The 22609-nt window shown below is 51.2% G+C and carries 16 protein-coding genes and 1 pseudogene; 11 read left to right on the top strand and 6 right to left on the bottom strand.

All coding sequences use genetic code 11. The annotated features are described in order from the left end of the window. Window positions 1-23: 23 nt before the first annotated feature. Window positions 24-1784 (top strand): ABC transporter ATP-binding protein, encoded by a 1761-nt coding sequence (locus P4D80_RS19880; protein WP_421655750.1) that lies wholly within the window; start codon window positions 24-26, stop codon window positions 1782-1784. An 8-nt stretch (window positions 1785-1792) separates the two neighbouring features. Here P4D80_RS19880 and P4D80_RS19885 read toward each other — a convergent pair whose 3' ends face one another. After that, complete coding sequence (locus P4D80_RS19885; protein ID WP_421655751.1) at window positions 1793-2041, bottom strand: Ycf34 family protein; 249 nt, start codon at window positions 2039-2041, stop codon at window positions 1793-1795. A 228-nt stretch (window positions 2042-2269) separates the two neighbouring features. Here P4D80_RS19885 and P4D80_RS19890 point away from each other — a divergent pair, with 228 nt between their 5' ends. The 10 genes and pseudogenes from P4D80_RS19890 (at window position 2270) to tilS (ending at window position 11244) form a co-directional block, all read left to right on the top strand. Next, window positions 2270-3574 (top strand): CCA tRNA nucleotidyltransferase, encoded by a 1305-nt coding sequence (locus tag P4D80_RS19890; RefSeq protein WP_421655752.1) that lies wholly within the window; start codon window positions 2270-2272, stop codon window positions 3572-3574. Window positions 3575-3728: 154 nt separating this feature from the next. After that, window positions 3729-3914 (top strand): hypothetical protein, encoded by a 186-nt coding sequence (locus P4D80_RS19895; protein WP_421655754.1) that lies wholly within the window; start codon window positions 3729-3731, stop codon window positions 3912-3914. Window positions 3915-4319: 405 nt separating this feature from the next. Beyond that, a complete protein-coding gene (gene cofH, locus P4D80_RS19900; RefSeq protein ID WP_421655755.1) occupies window positions 4320-5528 on the top strand; it encodes a 7,8-didemethyl-8-hydroxy-5-deazariboflavin synthase subunit CofH in 1209 nt (402 codons plus the stop codon). A gap of 47 nt (window positions 5529-5575) precedes the next feature. Then, window positions 5576-5797 (top strand): hypothetical protein, encoded by a 222-nt coding sequence (locus P4D80_RS19905; protein ID WP_421655756.1) that lies wholly within the window; start codon window positions 5576-5578, stop codon window positions 5795-5797. Between the two features lies 1 nt (window position 5798). Beyond that, window positions 5799-6260, top strand: coding sequence for a hypothetical protein (locus P4D80_RS19910; RefSeq protein ID WP_421655757.1), 462 nt, complete (start codon window positions 5799-5801; stop codon window positions 6258-6260). A gap of 12 nt (window positions 6261-6272) precedes the next feature. Then, window positions 6273-6434 (top strand): annotated as a pseudogene (locus tag P4D80_RS19915) (DUF4351 domain-containing protein); the annotation flags it as partial. Window positions 6435-6564: 130 nt separating this feature from the next. Beyond that, on the top strand, window positions 6565-8337 hold the full coding sequence (locus P4D80_RS19920; RefSeq protein ID WP_421655758.1) for a DUF3352 domain-containing protein: 1773 nt from the start codon (window positions 6565-6567) through the stop codon (window positions 8335-8337). 238 nt (window positions 8338-8575) lie between these two features. After that, entirely contained in the window at window positions 8576-9622 is a 1047-nt protein-coding gene (gene ccsB, locus P4D80_RS19925) for a c-type cytochrome biogenesis protein CcsB (RefSeq protein WP_421655760.1), read from the top strand. Window positions 9623-9717: 95 nt separating this feature from the next. Beyond that, window positions 9718-10125 carry a KGK domain-containing protein gene (locus tag P4D80_RS19930; RefSeq protein WP_421655761.1) on the top strand — a complete coding sequence of 136 codons (408 nt, stop codon included), beginning with the start codon at window positions 9718-9720 and terminating at the stop codon, window positions 10123-10125. 144 nt (window positions 10126-10269) lie between these two features. After that, window positions 10270-11244 carry a tRNA lysidine(34) synthetase TilS gene (gene tilS / locus P4D80_RS19935; protein WP_421655762.1) on the top strand — a complete coding sequence of 325 codons (975 nt, stop codon included), beginning with the start codon at window positions 10270-10272 and terminating at the stop codon, window positions 11242-11244. Window positions 11245-11250: 6 nt separating this feature from the next. Here tilS and P4D80_RS19940 read toward each other — a convergent pair whose 3' ends face one another. The 5 genes from P4D80_RS19940 to P4D80_RS19960 form a co-directional block, all read right to left on the bottom strand. After that, window positions 11251-16839: a response regulator gene (locus tag P4D80_RS19940; protein ID WP_421655763.1), complete on the bottom strand. Its 5589-nt coding sequence runs from the start codon at window positions 16837-16839 to the stop codon at window positions 11251-11253. 121 nt (window positions 16840-16960) lie between these two features. Then, entirely contained in the window at window positions 16961-19777 is a 2817-nt protein-coding gene (locus tag P4D80_RS19945; protein WP_421655764.1) for a methyl-accepting chemotaxis protein, read from the bottom strand. A gap of 153 nt (window positions 19778-19930) precedes the next feature. Beyond that, entirely contained in the window at window positions 19931-20461 is a 531-nt protein-coding gene (locus P4D80_RS19950) for a chemotaxis protein CheW (protein WP_421655766.1), read from the bottom strand. An 11-nt stretch (window positions 20462-20472) separates the two neighbouring features. Then, window positions 20473-20838 carry a response regulator transcription factor gene (locus P4D80_RS19955; RefSeq protein ID WP_421655767.1) on the bottom strand — a complete coding sequence of 122 codons (366 nt, stop codon included), beginning with the start codon at window positions 20836-20838 and terminating at the stop codon, window positions 20473-20475. Window positions 20839-20941: 103 nt separating this feature from the next. After that, the gene (locus tag P4D80_RS19960) at window positions 20942-22264 is read right to left on the bottom strand and encodes a response regulator (protein WP_421655768.1); all 1323 of its coding nucleotides are present in this window, start codon (window positions 22262-22264) and stop codon (window positions 20942-20944) included. Window positions 22265-22609: the final 345 nt, after the last annotated feature.

The raw sequence follows: 22609 nt of genomic DNA on the forward strand, positions 1-22609 counted from the left end.
TCTATTGATTAGGTCTGCGAACGATGGCTCAATCCCGACTGCGAAAATTGGGGGCTTACCTGCGCCCCCACTGGAAAAAAGCAGCTCTGGGTATCCTGGCACTATTGATTACCAATGTTCTGAGCGTTTACATCCCCCTGGAAATTCGGAACGGAATTGACAAGCTGCGTGTGGCGTTTAGCTTCGATCAAATTCTGTACTATGTGGTGCTAGTGATTGCTTTAGCATCTGTGATGTGGGGAGTGCGGATGCTTTCCCGCATTTGGCTATTTGGGGTGGGGCGTCAGGTGGAGTTTGATTTAAAGCAGCGGATTTTTACCCACCTGCTAAAGCTGGAGCCATCCTATTTTTCGACCAATACCGTTGGAGATTTAATTAATCGGGCTACCAGTGATGTTGATAATATTCGCCGACTGCTGGGATTTGCGGTCCTCAGTCTGGCCAATATTATTTTCGCCTACGGTTTAACATTGCCAATCATGCTGTCGATTGATTGGCAGTTGACGCTGCTGTCGCTGTCAGTGTATCCAGTGATGCTGTTGCTGGTCAGGTTGTTTAGCGATCGCCTCCGGCTGCAACAACTGGCCGTTCAGGAAGAACTTTCCAACATCAGCGAACTCATCCAGGAAGACATTAGTGGGATTGCCCTGGTAAAGATTTATGCCCAGGAAGAAAATGAGCGGCAGGCATTTGGGCAGATCAACCAGCAGCTTCTGGACGCCAATCTTGATCTGGCTATGACACGCAACGTTTTGTTTCCGGTTCTTCGAGGTCTGGCGGGGTTAAGCCTGCTGGCCGTACTGTGGTTTGGGGGAAGAGCGCTGGAAACAGGCGACATTACGGTAGGAGATTTTATCGCTCTGCTACTTTACGTGGGACAACTGGCATTTCCGACGGCATTGTTGGGTTTCACCATCACCGCCTATCAGCGGGGCGAGGTAAGCATTGATCGGATTGAAACAATCCTGACCGTTGAGCCCAAGATCTGGGATAGGCCGGATGCTATTTCCTTGCCGAGATCGCAGGTACGGGGACAGTTAGTGGCCCGTGACCTGACGTTTGTCTATCCAGGGACGGGCCAGGTCTCTGTTCAACCCGCCCTGAACCATGCCAGTTTTGTGATTGAACCCCAGGAAACCGTTGCCATTGTGGGACCGATTGGCTCTGGCAAATCAACTCTGGCAAACGCCCTGCCCCGCCTGCTTGATATTGCTCCCAATCAGCTATTTATTGATGGCCACGATATTACCCAGATTCGTTTAGAAGACCTGCGAGGGGCGATCGCCTATGTTCCTCAGGACAGCTTTCTCTTTAGCACTACGATCAAAAACAACATTCGCTATGGCGACCCTGGAGCTGACGAAGCACGAGTAATGAATGCGGCAAAACAGGCTCAAATTCATGACGAAATATTAAATTTTCCGCAGCAATATGAAACTGTAGTTGGCGAACGAGGAATTACTCTTTCTGGCGGTCAGCGACAGCGAACAGCACTGGCTCGCGCCCTACTGATAGACGCTCCCATTCTGATCCTGGATGATGCGCTTTCTAGCGTAGATAATCAAACCGCAATCCAGATTCTGAAAAACCTATCTGAAGGCACACACCGAAAAACCGTAGTGTTCATTTCCCATCAACTCTCAGCCGCTGCCACAGCCGACCGTATTTTTGTGATGAATCGGGGAGCGATCGCTCAGGTTGGCAGGCATGCAGAATTAATTGAACAGCCTGGGCTGTACCAAACTCTCTGGAACCAGCATAAGCTAGAGGAAGTTCTGGAATAACTTCTGTCTCAAGTTGGTACCAGTTCACCCGGTCGCAATTTTGCCCACTTGCCCATCTCTTGTTTGAAGCTAAGGCAGCCAACCACATCCCACTCCATTTCAATAATCTCATCCCTATGGCGGATGTTGACATTAATTGTGGGTTCAGTAGCCTCAAAATCTGGGGTTTCGGTCAGGTGAGGCTGCTGGTGCTGATGCTCAACTGCATGGTAAGTGGTGCAGCGATCAACATAGTGGCAATTAACGCAAATACACATGGCCTTTTCCCTCAGCATCTGGAACATGAAGTTACGGAATCTAGATGCTTTTCTGTTACTCTAGCTCAGACGGGCAAATTATTTCACTAGTTGCCAGGTAGATTTTCGTTACTAAGGACTGGATTGAATCAAACCTATTGTCTTCCAAAATTCTCTGAAGTGTTTTCCGCACTGTCTCCTAGGACGTGGCCCTTTAGCCTTGAGTGGCTGCCCCACTCGGCATACCTGGTGGGAGGAACTGTGCGGGATGCCCTGTTGGGACGACAGGGTGAATATCTAGATCTGGATTTTGTTCTGCCAGAAGGGGCAGTAGAAACTGCACAGGCGATCGCCCGCCATCACAAGGCTGGTTACGTTTTGCTGGATGCAGAACGTCAAATTGCCCGTGTCGTCTTTGAGCAGGGCACTGCCGACTTTGCCCAGCAGGTGGGACCGACCCTGGAAGCAGACCTGAAGCGGAGAGACTTTACGGTCAATGCGATCGCCTACAACCCTCACACTGACCAGCTAATCGATCCACTACACGGTTACGCTGACCTGCAAAAACGCTTGTTGCGCATGGTTTCTCCAGAAAACCTGGAAGAAGATCCCCTGCGCCTGCTGCGGGCATTTCGGCAGGCAGCTCAGCTTGGGTTTGCGGTCGAAACAGAGACCCGCTCTGCCATTCAGCAACTTGCCCCCCTGCTGCAACAAATTGCAGCCGAACGGGTTCAGTCAGAAATCAATTACCTTTTGGGGACTTCTAAGGGCACCTTCTGGCTGACGGCTGCCTGGCAGGATGGCCTATTGAAAGCCTGGTTTCCAGATGCTAGTGGACAGAGTATGGAGCTGATTGCAGCGATCGACCGGACGTATGTCAGGCTCCAAGAAACCCTGCCTGAATTTTCGAAAGAGCTGAACAACCGAATTCGCAGTATGCCCAGGGGAGTTCGTGCAGCAAACCTGTCGACTTCTGATTCGTCCCCGCTGTCAGAAGCTTCTGCGAGTTCACCATCGGCATCCATTCGCACGGGGTTGTCTACAGCAAAACTCGCTTGTTTGCTGCCTTCAGAACCCTCTGAAGCAGAAGCCCAGCTCCGCCGCTTAAAATACAGCCGCAACGAAATTCAGGCAGTCAGCACTATCCTTAAATTTCTACCCAGGCTCTGTTCTGCCGCGGCTATTGATCCTTTCTTGACTGGTCAGGAATCATCGACTTCCCGCTCCTTCACCCTGTCCTTACGGGAGCAATACGAGTTTTTTCAAGGAGTGGGGGCGGTATTTCCGGCGGTGGCAGTGTTGGCAATTGCCCATGGTATTTCCCTGGAGGCGATCGCTCCCCTCATCCATCGTTTTCTGACCCCGAACGATCCCGTTGCCCATCCCGTTCCATTCTTAACTGGACAGGATTTAATGTCTACCCTCCATCTCCCTGCCGGGCCCCGCATTGGTCAACTTTTAGCAGCGATTCAGCTCGCTCGGGCAGAGGGAAAAATTGCGACGGTCGAGGAGGCCTTAGAACTGGCTGCAAGATTGGTTAAGTGTGAGGAGTAAATTCACCCAATCTGGTCTCTAGATCACCTTACGAACTGTGTTAAAGTGATTTTCTCGGTTGCTGATATTGAGATGCTTTGTCGTAAGCCCCAAACTGGGCTGGCATCTGGGATGGTTTTCCCGCTTCTCACACTGTTACTTATAAGGGGTAAACATGGCTAAACGCCGTAATCAGAAAAAGGAAAAGGCTCTCCGCAATCAAGCATACGCACGCAAGTTCCGCAAGAAGTCGAACACAGGTCGCATGGGTAGAAGGCGGTATGATGGTGGTAACCGGATGGAAGATGCGGAGGGTGATCAGGAGGGCGCTAGCCGGGGCGGCGAAGGAGCCGCTGACTAAACTAGCCAAAATCATCCTTCAGTACCCATCAATTCCCCAAAGCCCCACAGGTTTTGGGGAGTTTTAGTATATCGACTATATCGACGTTAGTCATGGTTGCTACTCAGAAGCAGCTATCTCCTCTTTTATCCCTCCTCTTTGTCTGCGATCGCTTTTCACGCTGCATCATTTGATACCAATCAATCCTTGCATAGGGTAGCAAGGTTCGGATAACCGTCACAATGGGAAGGAATTCTGAGTTTATTAATAGTTTATTAATATTGAGTTTATTAATAGTTTATTAATACATAGCGATAGTCATTATGGTTACAGGACGGGATGCGGGGGTGGAACTCCTGGCTGGGGGCGAAGCCCCCGCTCCCTCTCTAATTCCAATGTCCTAATACACCTGCGAGAGCTATACCTGTGAAGATTACGACTGCCGAAGCGATTTTAGAACGTGCCCTGGAGGGTCATGATTTAGCTCCAGAGGAGGGAGTGTTTCTATTGAAGCAAAAGTTCCAAGCCTCCCACTCTGGCTCAAACACCTTTGTGAAGGAACTAAGCAAGACAATACATTCTGGCCGACAGGCTAATACTATCGACCAAATTCGCCAGGTTGCCGATCAGCTCAGGCGGCGGCAGGCAGGCGATATCGTTACCTATGTCATCAACCGCAACATCAACTTCACCAACATCTGTGAGCAGCACTGTAGCTTCTGTGCCTTCCGACGTGACGAGGGGGGGGAAGGTGCTTACTGGCTTGACCTGGAGCAAATTTTAGAGAAAGCAACAGATGCTGTTCGGCGGGGTGCAACTGAAATCTGTATGCAGGGTGGGTTGAACCCCAAGGCGAAACTGAATGGGCGATCGCTCGACTACTACCTGCAAATTGTCAGAGGTATTAAAAATCAGTTTCCCAACTTACATCTCCATGCCTTTTCACCCCAGGAAGTGCAATTCATCGCCAGAGAAGATGGATTAAGCTATGCCAAGGTTATTGCTAATCTGCGGGATGCTGGAGTTGATTCTATGCCCGGCACTGCCGCGGAAGTACTGGATGACGAGGTACGTAAGGTTTTGTGCCCCGAAAAGATCAACACCACAACCTGGCTCGAAATTGTGAGCACGGCCCATCAGCAAGGACTTCACACAACCAGCACTATGCTTTCTGGACATATTGAAACGCCAGAACAGCAAATCCAGCATCTGGAGAAATTGCGATCGCTCCAGCAATCCTCCCTGGAAAAAGGATATCCAGGAATCACCGAATTCATCCTGCTTCCCTTTGTTGGGCAGGAAGCCCCCAAACCATTACGTCGCCGGGTCGGACGAGATCAACCCGTTCTCTCCGATGCGCTCCTCCTCACCGCCGTTGCCCGTATTTACCTGGGAAACTGGATTCCGAATCACCAACCCAGTTGGGTCAAGCTGGGGTTAGCAGGAGCCACTGAAGCTCTTACCTGGGGTTGCAATGACATCGGCGGCACGTTGATGGAAGAACATATTACCACCATGGCAGGGGCTCAGGGGGGAACGTGTATGGAAGTGGCGGATTTGCAGGGAGCGATCGTCTCCATCGGACGACCTTACCAGCAACGAGATACCCTTTATCAAAGGATGTCTACAGCTTAAGAAATACCAACGTTATCGGTATGACTATCACTACTCCATAACTTTTCATGAGCTATGACAATATCTGTAAATTCCTGGCTGAGCAGTACCCGCTTGAATTTGTTCGCTGGCTATTAGGCTCTGATATAGAGAATATTCAACCGTTGAAAACTGAGTTGAACCAGGAACCGATTCGAGCAGATTCAGTGACATTTCTAAAGGCCAATCATCAGATTCTCCACCTGGAATTTCAAACATTACCCGAATCCACTCCCCCACTCCCCCTTTAGGATGCTGGATTATTCAGTTCGTCTGAAGCGCCAGTACAACTGCGATGTTGAGCAAGTTATTCTGTTCCTGAAAGCAACCAGTTCAAATATCGTCCAGATTCAGGAGTACAAAGATCGTACTACCTGTCATTACTACCGGGTCATTCGCCTATGGGAACAGGAGCCTTCTACTTTTCTGACAACCCCTTCTCTGTTGCCATTTGCAACTCTGGCTCAAAGTGACTCACCACCTACCCTATTAAGGGAAGTTGCTGCGAGAATCGCTAGAATTGACGACAGCAGACAGCGGGTTAATCTGGCAAGTTGTGCAGAAATCCTGGCAGGATTGCGTTTCGAGAAAGCTCTAAGGCGTCAGTTGTTTCGGGAGGAAGCGATGCGAGAGTCTGTAATTTATCAGGACATTTTGCAACAGGGATTACAAGAGGGGCTCCAGCAAGGACTCCAGCAAGGACAAACTCTGTAAGCCTTATCCCTTGTTCTGCGGTTATTAACCCGACGATTGGGCAATTTAGAGACTAATTTACAGGAGCAGATTCAAACATTGTCCCTGGAAGAATTAGAGTCTCTAGGAGAAGCGTTATTGGATTTTTCCCGGACAGAGGACCTGGTTGCCTGGTTAAGGCAGCGAGATCGCTAATCGAAAGCAACTGACAGTTAAGGAGCTCACAGCGATTGCAAACTATGGTTGATTGCTATCGCGATCGCCTCCAGGTTTGCTAGAGTGGCAGGGGCATTGCCCAATGTTGAGTTAAGAAAGCCCTGTCCTCATGATTAAAAAGACGAAGAAGCCTTCCCTGTTGTTGACCTTTGGAACTGTGGCCGTATTAGCAGCAGGAGGCGGTGCAGCCTATTGGATATTGACGCAGCGGGGCGCGGGTCCGGGCGAAATGCCAGTGGGAGCTGAAGTTGTTCCTCAGGATGCATTGATGGCGATTTCAGTGGCAACCGATCCAGGGCAGTGGCGGAAATTACGAGAATTTGGCACGGCTCAGAGCCAGGCTGCTCTAGATCAAAATCTGGCCAATGTCCGCGATCGCATCCTTACCGCCAACGGATTTGACTACGAACGAGACATTCAACCCTGGATTGGAAAAGAAGCCACCGTTGCATTCCTGTCTCCCCATGCAAGCCTACCTCCCAGCGGCTCCAATCCTCTCCCCCCTGTCCCCAGAGCCCAGCAAGCAATCCTGCTAGTACTACCCGTGCAGGATGCTGCCAGGGCAAAGCAGACATTAGATAAATTTAAGCCTCAGACCGGCAAAGTGGCTAATCGCGTTTATAAAGGGTTTCAGATTCGCGAAACCCAGGGAGTAACTCCCCAAAATTATTCGGCAACCATTCTGGATAACAAGCTGATGGTAGTAGCCAACGACCCGAAAGCAATGGATCGGGCGATCGATACCTACAAGGGAGAACCTGCTCTGGCGGCCACACCTGGCTACTCCCAGGCTTTAGGCAAAATTCAAGTCACTCAGCCCTTTGGCAAACTATTTATTAACCTTCCAGCCGCTGCTGCATCTACCTCCGCTAGCTCTGGCAAGTCCGTTTCCCCTCAAAGCCTGGCTCAGGTGCAGCAAGTACAGGGGTTAGCCGCCACCGCTGTTCTGGAGTCGGAAGGGGTTCGGTTCAAAAGCATTTCCTGGCTCAAACCCGATAGCCAGCGCCGATATGAGGTGAGAAATACCGCCAAAACAATGCCCAGCCGTCTACCAGCAGATACCATCATCATGGTATCAGGTGGCAATTTGAAGCAGTTCTGGCAGGACTACAGCCAGGGCGCAACCGCCAACCCGGTTTCTCCCATTAATCCAAAAGGCTTACGGGATGGGTTGAAGTCTACGGTCGGCATGGATTTAGACCAGGACTTGCTTTCCTGGATGGCAGGCGAGTTTTCGCTGGCACTGGTGGCCGCCCCAGAAGGAGGGACCCCAACGCTGCCGTTTGGGTTGGTGTTTATGGTACAGTCGAGCGATCGCCGTGCTGCCGAAACCGCCCTCAAGCGACTGGATGAAGTGATGGCCAGCAAGTATAAGTTCAAAATTGAAGAGACCAAAGTCGGCGATCTGCCAGTGACAAACTGGATACTCCCAGCAGGAGGGCCCAGCATCACCCACGGCTGGTTGGATGGAAACGTTGTCTTTCTAACTCTGGGGGCTCCCATTACCAGTACGATGGTACCGAAACCCAGTGCATCTCTAGGAGATAGTCAACCCTTCCAAACAGCGGTGCCTTCAGAGCCAAACCCCAACAACGGCCATTTCTTTGTGAATGTAGATCGCGCCGTGAATGCCAAAAATTTACCTCTGTTGCAACTGCCCCCTGGCAATCGGGATCTGGTAGCGGCGATTCGCGCCATTGGTATTACAGCCGCAATTAGTGATGAACGCAGTACCCGGTACGACGTCTTTGTGCAACTTCAAAAAGCTGGCAACGTCAAACCGCTTCCCAGCCCTAAAATTCCTTCAGCTTCCAGCAGCCGTCTTAATGATCAGATAAACCCAGCCTTAGAGTTTCCACCCGCTGCTAGCCCGTCGCCTTGAACTCAATCCCTTGAACTCACAACTTAAGTCGATAGCCACAATTAATTAATTGTAAAGGGGGGAGTAAGGGCTGCGCCCCCGGCATGGGCTTTCACCCACTCCACCCCCGAAATTATCCTTAAATTATCCTTAATTTAATGCGCCCAGTTATTTAGAACTCAAAACTCCCCCTTCCCTCCCCATCGTAGGATAGAGGAAGAGCATTAATGAACGCACTTTTTACACCCTGGGGGAAACGATGGATCTGGTTCGGTTACAGAACGTTTTAGACAACGCTTCGTTTGCCGTCCTACTAGTCACGATGTTGTTGTATTGGGTAGGGGCAGCATTTCCGCGCCTGCCCTACCTGGCAATACTAGGTACCACTGGGATGGCGATCGCCAACCTCTGTGTTGCAGCACTTCTGAGTGCACGCTGGTTGGAAGCTGGCTATTTTCCGATTAGTAACCTTTACGAATCCCTCTTTTTTCTAGCCTGGGGGGTCACCGTCATTCACTTCGTTGCTGAGAACATGAGCGGCAGTCGACTGGTTGGGGTGGTGACAGCTCCTGTTGCCATGGCAATTACCGCGTTTGCGGCCCTTTCCCTGCCGAACGACATGCAGGAATCTGCTCCCCTGGTGCCTGCTTTGAAGTCTAACTGGCTGATGATGCATGTCAGCGTGATGATGTTGAGCTATGCCACGCTGATGGTTGGGGCGCTCTTGGCGATTGCCTTTCTGGTCGTTACCCGTGGTCAAAATGTTGAATTGAAAGGTAGTTCAGTTGGTACAGGTGCTTACCGCCACAAAAACTACCAGCTACGCCGTGCTGGAGAAGCTGTTCATGGTTCTATAGACTCTTCTCCTATAGACTCTTCTCCTAATGAAGCGATCGCATCCAATGGAGTTGCAACGGCTGTGATTGCTCCCCCCGCTTCCCCACCCACTTCTGCCTCTTCCACTACTCCCCTTTCTCCCCAGCGTCTCACCCTGGCAGACACCCTGGATAACATCAGCTATCGCATCATTGGTCTGGGCTTTCCGTTGTTAACAATTGGGATCATTGCTGGAGCGGTTTGGGCAAACGAAGCCTGGGGCTCTTACTGGAGTTGGGACCCCAAAGAAACGTGGGCACTCATTACCTGGTTAGTATTTGCGGCCTACCTCCATGCCAGGATGACAAAGGGATGGCAGGGCCGCCGTCCGGCAATTCTGGCCGCAGCTGGATTTCTGGTCGTCTGGGTCTGCTACCTGGGCGTGAATTTGTTGGGCAAAGGGCTGCACAGCTACGGCTGGTTTTTCTAGCCAGCTGAGTCAGAATGCAAAATTAACCCTTTTACCACCCTTTTACCTGTGTGGCTTCTCGTTGAACTTCGAACTTTTCATGTTGAATTCCTCCGATGAATGATCAGTTTCAACCGCTAGATGATGATGAAGTGCTGTTTGTCAGTGTAGGGCGGGTGTTGATGACCAACCCAACCTTCAAGGTAGGTGAGTTTATTGATGCTCTGGCACAGGCGATTAGCGATCGCGAACAAGACTGGGACGACGCTAATGAAGGCTGGTTTGGCAACGGTTTGGAGTGTGAAGCACTCAGATTTGGCACTAAAGGCTGGCAACGAGGTAAAGTCCGCATTCGCCTGGAGTTTTGCCCAGATCAGGACCCAACTCCCAAACTACTGGATAGCCGTCGGAAGGAACGCCGCCCCAGCGAACTCCCCGATCTCCGCTACGAAGATGTCTACCGTCCTGAAAAAACGGAACCCCGATATGATAATGCCTACAGAGATAACAGTGACTTTGAATAGCCCAATTACCCTTCAAATCTTCTACTCCTCTTACAACTAGCCTCTCCAATCAGGGCAGGCCGCAGGCACTGTCCCTACCCATCCACTCTGACCCTCCCTCACCCCCTCCCATGACTAACAACCAACAACTAACCTCTGCTATGAATGAGTGATGTTCCATCCTGGACACTTTTACACGCTCATCTGCATCGCACTCTCAAACAGCGGCAACTTCTGGAAGTGGGACAACGGATTTTGGTGGCTGTTTCGGGGGGGCAGGATTCTCTATGCCTGCTTCGATTGTTAGTGGATTTGCAGCCTAAATGGAACTGGCACCTGGCAGTCGCTCACTGTGACCATCGCTGGCAGCCAGATACTGGCAATGCGGATTTTGTCCAGAACCTGGCTGATGCCTGGAAATTGCCATTCTACCTGAAAACTGCGGAACGGATAGATAAGACCGAAGCCGGGGCGCGGGAGTGGCGCTATCAGGCTTTGGCTCAGATGGCGCAACAATATCATCTTGCCTGTATTGTGACCGGGCACACAGCCAGCGATCGCGCCGAAACTCTACTCTACAACCTGGTGCGTGGCAGCGGTGCCGATGGGCTGCAAGCCCTCACCTGGAAACGTCCTCTGGCCGCTGGAGTGTTTCTCATCCGTCCCCTCCTTGGTGTTACCCGTGCCGAGACAGCCCAATTTTGTCAGGAGATGGGGCTGGAATTTTGGCATGACCCATCCAATCAGGATTTGAAGTATGCCCGCAACCGTATCCGCCGAGAGCTGTTGCCCTACCTCTGCACCCACTTCAACCCTCAAGCCGAGCAAACCCTCGCCCAAACTGCTGAGCTGCTGCAGGCTGAGGTCGATTATCTGGAAAGCGAAGCCAATCAACTACTACAGCAGTCGCTTCATCAAAACCAGCTCAGACTGAATCGGGTGCTTGTGCGTCAAGCCCCCCTCGCCCTCCAACGACGGGTTATTCGACGGTTTCTCCAGTCGTTGCTTCCTTGCGCTCCTGGCTTTGAGCACATTGAAAAGATCATTCCTTTGTTAAATGCACCCAATCGTTCTCAAACCGATCCTCTTCCCGGTGGCGCGATCGCGATCGTCCAGGGTGACTGGATTCAACTTATCTGACCCCCTTTAGGAAAGCAGCCGTTCTCCCTTCAACATCCGCTGCGCCGCATCCAGCAAGGCTTCTTCCAGGTAAGGTTTGGTAAAGTAACCACTGGCTCCGAGAGAAGCCGCCATTTGACGGTGGCGGTCTGCTCCTCGTGAAGTCAACATCGCGATCGGCAGGTGGTTCAAGTTGGGATCTTTCTGAATCCGGGAGAGAAGCTCCAGACCATCCATTCTCGGCATCTCGATGTCGCAGAAGACAATGTCGCAGGGCAAGCCTGACCGCAGTTTTTCCCAGGCTTCCTGCCCATCCCGTGCCTGTTCCACCCGGTACCCTACCTTATTGAAGGTCATCGAGAGCAATTCCCGCACGGTGATGGAATCATCCACAATCAACACCATCGGTTCTGTCTTAGTGGCTGGCGGTTCCTGAATGACCGTTGCAGCACCCTGTTCCCATAGGGAGCCACCTGCATCCTTACGAATCCGTCCCATAGCCAAATCAATCAACTCTAGCACGTCGGCGATCGGCATAATCCGGCCATCCCCCAGAACCGTTGCACCTGCCACACCTATGGGTTTGGGCACGGGACCTTCCAACTGCTTGATTACGATCTCCTGTTCGCCTAACACCTGGTCTACCTGGAGAGCCAGGAAGTTGCCCGCACTTCGCAATACGACAATTGAGGCGATGTCGTCTTCCTGATTCCCGCCGTAGACATTACCCCGGCTCAAGTGGCGGTTGTAGGATAACAAATCAACGAGTGGATGGAGGGGTAGTAAAGAGTCGCGCCAGGGAAGGCAAGACTGCCCTTCAGCATTGGTCTGAATTCGTTCTTTGGGAACATCCAGCATATCTTCCACCCCATCCATGGGGAAAGCAATGCGAGCGCGATCGCTGATGCAGCACAGCGCCTTTGAAATACTGAGAGTGAGTGGCAGACGGATAGTAAAGGTGGTTCCTTTGCCGAAATTGGAATCGGTGTTAATCACCCCTCGAATCTCGCTCAAACTGGTGCGAACGACATCCATACCCACACCTCGTCCAGAGAAGTCATCCGCCTGATCCTTCGTGCTAAATCCGGGATGGAAGAGCAAGTCATAAACATCCAGGCGAGACATGCTTCTGGCTTCGGCAGGGGTAATTAATCCCTTTTCGATCGCCTTAGCCTTGACCCGTTCTATATCAATCCCTGCCCCATCATCGGATACGGAGATAATAGTCTGGTTCCCCTGGTGGAAGGCGCGAATCGTAATCCGCCCCGCGGCAGGTTTACCCGCTGCCCGCCGCACCTCTGGCGATTCAATCCCATGGGTAATGGCGTTATTCACCAGGTGAGTCATGGGGTCGTAGAGCTGTTCCAGAATCATTTTGTCAATCAGCGTCTCACGCCCTTCGATGATGAGCTCTGCCTGTTTGCCAACCCGCATAGCAATGTCACGCACAGCACGGGGTAGGCGATCGGCGGTTTGAGCAAACGGCACCATGCGGGATCGGGTCAGTCCCTCCTGAAGCTGGGTGGTGACTTGGCGGAACATACGAGTCACTTGGTCGGTCTCATCCACGATGAATTCGATGTCAGAGGCAGACTCCCGCACTCTTACAATCAGCTCAATCATCTCCTGGGAAAGGCTGTGGAACCCTGTGAAACGGTCCATTTCCAGAGGATCGTATTCCACGTTCTCGCTGGCAGTTTGGGTTGCCGTATCGCCCTGTCGTGCCGCACTGCTCGACCCCTGGCGATAGCTGTGACGACTCGCCAGCAGGGAACTTTCCAGTAGCGATCGCTCATACAGGTCCTGCATCCGCTGTCCGATGTCACTGAGCTGCTGAACCCGATAGAGCAGGTTATCTAAAGACTGGCGCAGGCGCTCCTGGTCTTGCTCCAGGCTGTTCCGGTTGACCACCAGTTCCCCAACCAAGTTGCTCAGGTTATCCAGGTGTTTAACAGGGACCCGCATTGTTTGCTCGCTGAAGACCCGTCCCGGTCGAGTTAACCTCCGGTTCTGAGAAGCCATCCCGCGACTGATCGATACACTAGGAGACCCGCCCATTTTCTCTTCGGCATCTTTCAGCAGGTCATCCAGTTCATCAAACTCAGAAATGCTGGAGGTTTCGATTGGTTGAGGGAGAGAGCTGCTTGATTCATCATCCTGCAACAGCGCTTCCAAATCAGCAAATTCCTCTGTCCCAGTCAGGTTTTGAGCCCCAGACTCTATAGTTTCCAGGGCGTCTAAAGCATTTATGGAAGCAGAGGGAGCAGGATTTTCCTCAAACAGGTTCTCCAGGTTGCTAGAGTCGTCTGGTGCTAAAGCTTCTTCCTCTACCAGGTTTCCCAGGTCTGCACACTCTTCCGTCGAGAATGATGCTTCTTCACTCAGAAAGCTGTCTAAATCCCCAAGGTCAGTGGTTGCTGCGAGGGAAAATTCGTCAGCTAGCAAAGGGTTCAGGTTTTCAGCCTCGTCCGCTGCCTCAAAGGAGGATTCTTCACTCAGTAAATTCTCTAAATCGCTCAGGTCATTAGCGGGTTCAGAGGTAGGTTCATCCAGAGGTTCATCCAGCAAATCACCCAGGTCAGCAAAATCGTCAGCAGCAGCTACCGAGTCAGTACTCTCCAAAAACTCATTGAAATCGACTGTTTCAGGAGTACTTTCCTGAGGTGGAGACGTTTCTTCATCCAGTAACAAGTCCTCTAGGTCAGTTGGGCTCTCTTCAGAAAAGCGATTCAAATCGATCGCATCTCCCGTCAATTCAGTCTCCAGGCTCTCCAGGGGAGATTCTGTGGTGAAATCACCCAGAGAAAGCTCATCAACTGAGGGAGTTTCACTGACCTCAGGAGGGACAATCTCAGCCTCTTCTCCCACAATCGCCGCCCAATCTTCAGCGAAAGGGTCCGCTGCGGTGTCTGCAAACAATCCGTTCTCAGACTCTAGCCCCATTCCTGAATCAATGGTTTCTGGCAAATCAAAGGACTGCATGAAGCTAGGTTGCTCTGAATCCAAATCACCCAACCCCATTTCACCCAGCAGGTCTTCCAGGTCCTGTTCAGAATCTGCATCCAAATTCAGGTTCTCTGTCTCTGACGGTCTCAAATCCAGTTCATTGAGGTCCAGGCTCAAGTCTTCTTCAACCGCCCGTTCTTCTACAGTCAGACCAGCAGAGGCATCTGGTATTTTGGCACTGACTTCAATCTCATTCTCCGCTTCAGATGAACCCAGATCCAGCTCACTGAAGTCTAAGCCCAGATCCTCTTCTAACCGTTCTTCGGAAACCAGGCTGGCAGAAGCATCTGACGTTTCAGCGGTGACACCAATTCTTTCTAAATCGAGGCCAGGTTCAGCTCCCGTCACTTCGGTCGCCGTTTCGGCATTGTCTAAATTCAGTTCACTCAAATCCAGATCGAGCCCCCCTTCCTGACTGGCAGAAGAATCGGTGATACCGAACTCTGTCTCCAGGGAAGCAAATGCTTCTAGCTCGTCTTCCCCTGGAGGCTGATCTAAATTCGGCAGGCTAGCTTTCGTTTGAGGCTCGGTTACTCCCGCATTGTCGGTGTTAGAGAGCCAGGATTCCGTCGAAAAATCCAGGGGCTCGTCAATTAACTCTTCAACAAACAGATTTTCTGAAGCCTCCTGATCTGAGGTAGAGGGAGATTCAAACAGTCCACTGAAGTCCAGGTCACTTTGATCGGTCAGTGTTTCAATGGTCTCGCTTAAGCTGTCATCGTTTAACAAACTGTCCAGATCAGAGGTATCTATTGGTGAAGCTTGTCTGGGTTCAGGGCTAAGTTCTTGAGTTAATTCACTGAAAGATTCACCCGTTAGATTACCGGAAGTATCATCCCAGGGATCTGCAACAGCAGCGTTGGTAGCAGAATCAGAGCCGGTCGCTGGTTCACTATTGGGGGGTGCAAAAGGATTGAAATCATCCCCCGCTGTATCAGGTGGGAAGAGGGCTTCTGATTCGGTTTGAAGTTCGGAAAGGTCGGTTTCATCCATCCCAGCGAAGAGTTCACCCAAATCTCCCAGGGCAGTTTCTGACTCACCCACCGACTCCAGATTAAGGTCAGTGGTGGTTAAATTCTCCATCCCTGCTCCTTCGTCCAGAACGAAACCTGCGAAGGGATCGGTTTCAGTTGCAGTTTCAGCGATCGCATCCAGGTTATCCGCTGGGGATTGGCCCATCTCTGAAATTGCCAGCAAATTTTCCAGGTCGCCCAAGTCTGAATCATTAAGGCTTTCGGAAGCGGCCAACTCCATGGCTCCAGGGTCACTACCTGCATGCTCATCCTCCAGTAAATCATCCCCAAACAAATCGCTCAGGCCTGCTTCGTCGGCACGAGCGGTTGCATTGCTTGCTGATGGCTCTTCAAACAGTAGATCGGAAAAGTCGGCTGAGTCGTCGAGGTCGCCAGAGGTGCTGGTAGAACTGGTCGAAAATATATCGGCTACATCACCTACAATCTCTTCTTCTTGCCAGGTGGAGCCCAGATCGGGAACCTCTCCTTCAAACAGATCAGCCAGACTGTTTAGTTCTGCCATCCCCACTTCAGGACCATGCTGCTCAGTATCGGCAGTAAGGCCTTCTCCCCCAAAACTGGCTCCAAAGTCCAGATCCGATGACAGATCTAACTCAGTCGTGGGCGTCAGTTCTAAATCACCAAAGAGCGCTTCTTCCGTCACCTGTTCAGAAGAAGCGGAGAAGTCAATCTCCAGGTCGGTGTTATTGACAGTTGCCAGGAGGTCAGCAAAATCGTCATCGGCAGCAATGGTGACGGGTGATGCAGTTGGTGCCATTGTTTGCAGTTGGGAACAAGGAGCAATTTCATCAGCTTGCCCAGCCAAAACCAGTTCCTGTGCCTGCTTAATGTCTTTAATTACTACTGGAGCAAGGGCCCGATAGGAGTTGTTGGGGTTGGCAATCGCCTGCCTTGCTGTTTCAATCAGTTGGCACCAGGCAGATAACCCAAACTGTTCCCCCACCTCCAGGAAATCACGGCAAATGGCTTGCAGTTGTTGACGGCTGTTGGCATCGGTTTCAGGCTGCTTAAACAGTTGCAGCATTTCGCGCAGACGGGAGGGAATTTCGGTGCCAAAAACTTGGGCCACAGCCACGTCCAGTGATTCGGCGGGAATTGGCTGCTCTTCGACCAGAAAGCCCGTGGTTGGCATGGATGTCATCACATCGCCCGCATTGAGCACCAGGGTTTCGAGGTGCCGTTCCAGTTCCTCAAAGGTTGGCTGAACGGCAGACAGGGTGGTATTCGCCGTTTCCTCCGTCAACCCAAACGGTCCCTGGAGTTGCTCCAGAAGTTCCTGGAGAGCGTCAAAAACTTTCAGGAAAAGGCTTTCTAATTTTTGATCCACCGTAACCCGCGACTCTTTCAAAACTTTGAAGAAGTCTTCCAGACGGTGGGAAACTTGCTGAATGCTATGGAGCCCCAGCATTGCAGCACCCCCCTTCACGGAGTGAGCCGCCCGAAACAGTTCATTCACCATCTCAGGGTCTTCAATGGTGCTTTGCAGATTTAGCAAGCCCTGCTCAATCGTATTGAGGTGGTCTTTGGCCTCCTCAATAAAGTAGCCCATGATTCGCTGTTGCTGTTCAGGCTGCATGGCAGTACCCCATCCCTTTGGAAAGTAAGAATTGCTACGGAAGCGCGTGCATTTGGAGGATTATCAGCCCAAGGCTTTAGACAAAATGATAACGGAAGCCTCCATATCCTGAATTCAGCTACTATTTGCGCTCGATCGTCTCTACCCGGAACCGCTCCACCGAAGTGAGCAGATCGCGGGCGACTCCCACCAGGTTTTGCAGGGATGCGGATACCCGCTGGGCCTCCTGAGATGTTTCCTGGGCAGTTAACTCAACGGATTGCATGACCTGGGCGACGGCACGAGAAGTTTCGGTTTGCTCAACCGTGTCTGCGGTAATGGAACGCACCAACACATCGATCCGGTTAGACACTTGAATAATGTCTTCCAGCGATCGCTTTGCCTGTTCGGCCAGACGCGTTCCCTCAATCACCTGCTGCGTCCCTTCCTCCATTGCCATCATCACCGAGCTCGTCTCACTCTGAATCTGGAGTACAATCTGTTCAATTTCTTTCGATGCCTTCGCTGCCCGGTCTGCTAACTGACGCACCTCATCGGCAACAATCGCGAAACCACGACCCGCTTCTCCGGCCCGGGCCGCTTCAATACTGGCGTTCAGGGCCAGCAGGTTCGTCCGGGAGGCAATCTGGGAAATCAACGCCACGATCTTAGAAATCTCCTGGGAAGATTCCGCCAGCCGCTTCACCTTGCGAGTAGTTTCTGCTACCGTTTCCCGGATTTCCAGAATACCGGCAACCGTTCGTTCTACTGCTTCACCCCCCTTGAGTGCCGTGGCTGAGGCAGAACGGGCGACTTCCTCTGCTTCCCGCGCACTTTCAGCTACCCGTTGAATCGATTCAGTCATCACCTGCACAGAGTTCAGGGTCACTGCTAGCTCCTCCGCTTGCCGCAATGCATCAGAAGATAGACTGCGGGCAAACATCTCATTATCGGTTGAGCTCTTACTCACCTGGCGGGCTGCCGTCTTCACCTGTTGCACGATTTCGCGCAGGTTCTGAATCGTCAGGTTGAATGAGTCAGCAACAGCACCCAGAACATCGGCAGTCACCTCGGCCTGAACTGTCAGATCACCCCGGGCGGCTCCTTCTACATCATCCAGAAGGCGAATCACTTGACGTTGCAGGTCTTCCTTCGCCTGCTCTTGCTCTTCTGCCTTCCGCTGGGCTTCACTGGTGGTGGTTAGAATTACCCGTGCCATCTGGTTAAAGCCCGTTGCCAGTTGCCCAAACTCGTCCTCGGAGTAAACCGTAGCACGGGCATTGAGATTCCCTTGACAGACAGAATGGAATTGGGCTTGCAAATCATCGGTCGAACGCTTGATTTGTTTAGCAGTGGCCTGTCCCAGAAAGAAGGCTGATCCTCCACCAGCTGCCAGAGCAGCTGCGGCCATCATCCAGCCGGTGCCACGGAGCTGGTTTACAACGTCTTCTCGTTGGCTACCCGGACCATAGGTGGCAGCCAGATTACTAACCAATGCCACTGCAACGGCAGAAAGAACCCCGGTTACCCCCGCCGTAATCATTTGCTTGGTAGCAACGGGGGCATTTTCTAGAAATGCAAAGGCGCCCTGTTCCACCGTGGGAGTGGGTTCAGCCACCTGCTGATCGAGCTGGGTGAAGGTAGGAACCTGATCAGAGGTACCCGAAATACTGAATACTTCATCGTCGCGGATAAGGGAACTACCGCTGTCGTTGAAGCTGATGGCATCGGTGTTCTGGGAGAAGGTACGATCGCTGATCGCCGCATCCCCAAAATCCCGACCGCCCAAATCGAAGCTTGCCCCCACTGCGGGACTTGTAAAACCAGCAGAGTTTTCGGATAGATCGAAGTCAGACAGATTCCCCAGATCATCAAATTCATCAAACTCATCCAGGAAATCGGCATTGCTCTGCCCAGTCATACTAGACTCAGAGCTAATTGTTTCAGGCTGATAAAATGCACTCCCAGCCAGATTCGAATCAAAGTCGCCAGACACCTCCAGGTTCTCAGAGGAAGGGGCTCCAAAAGTCTGATCCTCCTGGTTGTACAGCCCTGTGCTGCCCATAAACAACGTTTCATCCTCACTCACCCGATGGTTTGGGCTGACTTGAAATGAGCTGGAATGGTCACCTGAGGGGGGGGGACTATCTTCCGGCGAATAAGCTGGATTTTGCGTCAGCGATTCTTGCGGTAAATCGAGGGGCGCAAAGGCATCATCAAACTCTTCTAGGGCGGAGGAAAAATTATTCTCGTTGAGGTCAGTTTTGTAACCCGCAGGTGGTTCATTGAATACGGAAGCACTACTGGGGGTACTAGCAGCTGCATTTGAAACTGACTGGAACGGCGATTCCAGTGGCGTATTGTTTGTCCCATCATCGAGGGCGAAGGGATCAACAAAGGGGCTAAGGTCTTCAGCCAGACTCGACTTATCCGCCAGATCGCTGCGTTCTACTTCCGTAGACAGCTCAAAATCCAGGGATGGAATGTCAAAGTCCTGGGCTAAATCCCCTTCTGCACGAGGGCTAAAGTCCTCGTCCCCCAGGCTAAAGTCAGGAGCGGAGCCAAAATCTTCCTCCTGATCCTGCCAGGTGGTTGCCGAATGAAAACTGCTGAAGTTTTCATCCAGACTGTTCTCGCTTTCACCTGTCCCGTCTGGGCTGTTCTCACCCGCCATGTTGCCAGCCTCAAACTGGCTGATATACTCCAGTCCCTGATTGGCATACCCGGTAAATTCTTCGTTGGAGGTTAGGGCCAGCACCGATTGATACTGCGATCTTGCGAGATCAAACTGCTGTAGGCCATAACAATAGATATGACCGCGCAGTAGGCAGACGCTCGGATCATCGGGAAATTCTTTCGCCAGGCGATCGATAATCTTAGCAGCTTCTTCATAATTGCCTTGCATGTAGGCCATTTGAGCTTGCTGGTATCCCTGTGCCAACTCAGTTCCTGATCCCATTTGCCTCCTCCCAGGTGAGTATTGAGTGCTGTAGCCTCGGTTTGTCGGAAGGTTGTTCTGTTCTGGGGTGAGTGATCGCCCCATCCCCAGTCTTTATAACTCGTTCCTCAGTTTTACTTCCAATTCTTGCTTTTTTCACCCTTGCCCTCCTACCTAAGCTGCCCACCGAGCTGACCGAAGAATGGCCACCTGATCCAGTAGGCGAAGAAACTTACCCGCCTGGTTGTCTAATAGCCACTCGCCCCGAAGAAATGGAGCGACACTATCTGGAACATTGGTTGGCATTTGAATTTCTTCAATATCAAGCCAGTCCATTCCCACAATCCGATCTACGGCCAGCCCTAGCATGATGTCCTGGTCCTCCACCGCAATTACGGGAATCTCGGGGCGATCAGTATTCAATGCCATGGGATCTCCCAGAAACTGTCCCAAGTCCGCTACCCAAACAACCCGTCCTCGCACGTTCAGCGTACCCAAAAGCAGCGGAGAAACATTCGGGACGGGGGTAATCCGGTCTGGAGAGGGAGAAATGACTTCACGAATTCCCGTTGCAGGCAGGGCAAACTCATTTCCTGATGCCACATAGAAACGTAGGTGGAGTTCACCTTCAGGGCTTTTCAGCTCCTGAAACTCAGGAGCCTGGTCTTGCCCTCTGCCCGTTAAAAAGTCCGGATTGCCTACCATTCCACTGACATCTAACCTCGCAGTAATTGTTTAACGGTGCCGACCAGTTCCGTTGGCTGAAACGGTTTTGCAATGTAAGCATCGGCGCCCTGTTTCATACCCCAGTAGCGATCAAACTCTTCCCCTTTAGAGGAACACATGACGACAGGGACGTTTTGAGTTTTGGGATCTGCTTTGAGCCGACGGCAAACTTCGTACCCATTCATCCGTGGCATCACAATGTCCAAAACCACCAGGTCAGGACGACTCCCTTGGATTTGCTCAAGCGCCTCAACACCGTCACTAGCCTCCGTTACATTTAAGCCACTTCCCCTCAACAAATCAGAGATCATTTCCCGCTGAGTAACGCTATCTTCTACGACTAGAACTGTGCTCATATTCCTTTACCTGCTTGGCGGCTGAAACGCTGATGGGGAGCCCTAACGTTCCTTACCCTAGTATTCACCTTAACTCTAATAATCAATAAGGTACCCTCATTTATTAGCTAAATGATGGGGATGAGCTCGAAGTTGCATCGGTCCTATCGTTTTCTTCCAGCCCGTCCTTGGCAGAATGGGTTAAAGCTTCACCAGACTGACGGGATTCCGAACCTCCCACACCAACATATTTTTCAACTAACATTAATAACTCACTTTCTCCAAATGGCTTCGTTAAATAATCAGTTGCTCCGACCATTCTTGCTTTAACTCGATCGATAAATCCGTCTTTTCCCGTCAACATGACAATTGGAATTTGGCGAAAGGCAGTTGACTTCCGCAGCATGCCGCAAAGCTCATAGCCATCTAACTCAGGCATGGCGATATCACAAAGAATTAAATCGGGCTTGAGTTGAAACACCTGGCTCAGCGCATCCAGGGGATTAGCGATCGCCGTTGCCTCATAACCATTCTGATTCAAGATCTGCTCTACTGTTTGACGAAGTGTAACGCCATCATCAATACACACTATTCGCGGAGTCCGAGTTTCATGCCATCGCCCAAAATCTTTAGAACGGACCGCCCTGGCTCCTCCCGCTCCCTCTAATTCTGGGTACGGACAATCAATGAGTTGAATCACGCCTTTCTGGACATAAGAATAGATTGCCCTAGCGACAGTCAAAATATCCCGGTTCAGATACCTGGCAATCTGACGAATCGAAGTTTTACCATCGGCATACCGACTGAAGGAATGGAACGTATTCTTTGACAGGCTGGCTTGCAACCGTTCGGCATCCGCAATTACCAGACATTGATCGGGGGTCTGAATTTGAGGATAGAACTGTTTCCACTCCTGAATCTGCTTCATAATTTTGGCCAGCAAAGGAGCAATCTCCAGCGTAGTCAGTTGGGGAGACAGGGCTGGACTTAACTCAAAGATGAACGACCCCTGATGCAAACTCAGCAAATCAAACAGGGTTTCATGCACCATGCTTTGAATAATGCTACGTCCTTGAATCGGGGTCAGAGTGTGGTTTTCTAGCAATGCCCAGAGATAACCATATTCCGGGGCATTAACGGAGGCGATCGAGGATATTGTTAACTGGCTCAAAGGAACATCAACCCGATACCGTCGCAAATAGTCCGACAGGCGAGCCAGGCTTGTATTGTTATCAGACGCATACACAATCCGCCCATTTAGAAAAAAAACGAACCAGGAACGTTCTGGTACCGATTGAGAAGGGCGGGTATCCTGGAAAAGCGGCACACCTACACCAACTGGCAGTTGGGCCGGGTAAGCTTCAACAAAAAGCTCACCCGTTCGCTGTCCCAACTCAATGAGTTGCAGAATGCTGCGAATGTCTATCTCACTCAACTTACCCTGCATGCAACTCAGATCGTTCCTCAGAAAAAGATGTGAAACTTCAACCGCATCCAACCCCTATTCTGGCAGCCCGTCAGCATCATCAGGTTGTTCCTACATTGCAAAGACACCTGACTAATACAACTTTTATACCCCTCCTTTCATTTCCACAAATACTTTCCCAATCGAGCCAACATCATCAGGTTTGTTTTAATAGGGATAATTTGCCCTGTTTATATTGTGTCAGCATTGTGTCAGCCGGTTTTTGAGCCAGGAACTGGATGGTGATCAGTTTTGCTTTCATCACTTTATCCTTCATAGTTGTTTAATAGTTCTTTACAAAAGAAGGATGGAAGCACTCTTGAGGTT

The sequence above is a fragment of the Leptothermofonsia sp. ETS-13 genome (genome assembly GCF_049200465.1).
Lineage (GTDB): Bacteria > Cyanobacteriota > Cyanobacteriia > Leptolyngbyales > Leptolyngbyaceae > Leptothermofonsia.

What these genes read in the sequence shown, in the direction of transcription:
- P4D80_RS19880 (WP_421655750.1), top strand. Translation starts at nt 24, where the DNA reads ATGGCTCAATCCCGACTGCGAAAATTGGGGGCTTACCTGCGCCCCCAC.
- P4D80_RS19885 (WP_421655751.1), bottom strand. Translation starts at nt 2,041, where the DNA reads ATGTGTATTTGCGTTAATTGCCACTATGTTGATCGCTGCACCACTTAC.
- P4D80_RS19895 (WP_421655754.1), top strand. Translation starts at nt 3,729, where the DNA reads ATGGCTAAACGCCGTAATCAGAAAAAGGAAAAGGCTCTCCGCAATCAA.
- P4D80_RS19905 (WP_421655756.1), top strand. Translation starts at nt 5,576, where the DNA reads ATGAGCTATGACAATATCTGTAAATTCCTGGCTGAGCAGTACCCGCTT.
- P4D80_RS19910 (WP_421655757.1), top strand. Translation starts at nt 5,799, where the DNA reads ATGCTGGATTATTCAGTTCGTCTGAAGCGCCAGTACAACTGCGATGTT.
- P4D80_RS19920 (WP_421655758.1), top strand. Translation starts at nt 6,565, where the DNA reads ATGATTAAAAAGACGAAGAAGCCTTCCCTGTTGTTGACCTTTGGAACT.
- ccsB (WP_421655760.1), top strand. Translation starts at nt 8,576, where the DNA reads ATGGATCTGGTTCGGTTACAGAACGTTTTAGACAACGCTTCGTTTGCC.
- P4D80_RS19930 (WP_421655761.1), top strand. Translation starts at nt 9,718, where the DNA reads ATGAATGATCAGTTTCAACCGCTAGATGATGATGAAGTGCTGTTTGTC.
- tilS (WP_421655762.1), top strand. Translation starts at nt 10,270, where the DNA reads ATGAGTGATGTTCCATCCTGGACACTTTTACACGCTCATCTGCATCGC.
- P4D80_RS19940 (WP_421655763.1), bottom strand. Translation starts at nt 16,839, where the DNA reads ATGCAGCCTGAACAGCAACAGCGAATCATGGGCTACTTTATTGAGGAG.
- P4D80_RS19945 (WP_421655764.1), bottom strand. Translation starts at nt 19,777, where the DNA reads ATGGGATCAGGAACTGAGTTGGCACAGGGATACCAGCAAGCTCAAATG.
- P4D80_RS19950 (WP_421655766.1), bottom strand. Translation starts at nt 20,461, where the DNA reads ATGGTAGGCAATCCGGACTTTTTAACGGGCAGAGGGCAAGACCAGGCT.
- P4D80_RS19955 (WP_421655767.1), bottom strand. Translation starts at nt 20,838, where the DNA reads ATGAGCACAGTTCTAGTCGTAGAAGATAGCGTTACTCAGCGGGAAATG.
- P4D80_RS19960 (WP_421655768.1), bottom strand. Translation starts at nt 22,264, where the DNA reads ATGCAGGGTAAGTTGAGTGAGATAGACATTCGCAGCATTCTGCAACTC.